1 protein-coding gene is annotated in these 585 nt (G+C 70.6%); it reads right to left on the reverse strand.

Translation table 11 applies throughout. The features are described 5' to 3' along the window. Positions 1 to 585: ImcF-related family protein (locus QLG10_RS07915; RefSeq protein ID WP_282486630.1), on the reverse strand; the 585-nt coding region annotated here is incomplete at both ends.

Consider the following 585-nt stretch of genomic DNA (forward strand, 5'->3'; position numbering starts at 1 on the left):
TGCGCCGAGCTGATCAGCGAGTCGGCCAACGCCTGGCTGCGGGTGCCGGCCTGGCCCTGGTAGGCCAGGGTGTTCATCAGCGCGATCAGCGGCGACTGGCGCACGTCGCTCATCAGGGTCAACTGGTCGATCACCTCGCCCAGGTTGTTGGCCGGCTGCCAGCGCAGGCGGTTGAGGAACTTCAGCCAGGCGCTGGCGTAGTCCTGGAAGTAGCGCCGGGTCAGGCGTTCGCGCAGCATGTCCGGGGTCAACTCGGCGGCGATGTCGCCCGGCCGGTCGCTGAGCACCCAGTCGATTTCCTCACGCCGCGCCTCGGCGACGGCCTCGATCGCCGGGCGCACCTGGCCCTCCCAGGCCTGGCGGGTAAACACCCCTGGCACGCTGGCCGGGCTGACGAACAACGCCCGCGCCTCGGTGTCGCCAACCATCTGCGCCAGGCCCAACGCCGGGTGATGATTGGCCGAGGCGTCGAGCACCTGGCGGTACAGGCTGGCTTCGGCATTGCGCTGGCCCAACTGGCCGAGGAGCAGCTGGCGCACCTGCGCCACCAGCTGCGGATCGGCGGCGATGCGCCAGTCCGGGTGC

It is taken from the genome of Pseudomonas sp. V98_8 (assembly GCF_029967975.1).
In the GTDB taxonomy this organism is placed as follows: Bacteria; Pseudomonadota; Gammaproteobacteria; order Pseudomonadales; family Pseudomonadaceae; genus Aquipseudomonas; species Aquipseudomonas umsongensis.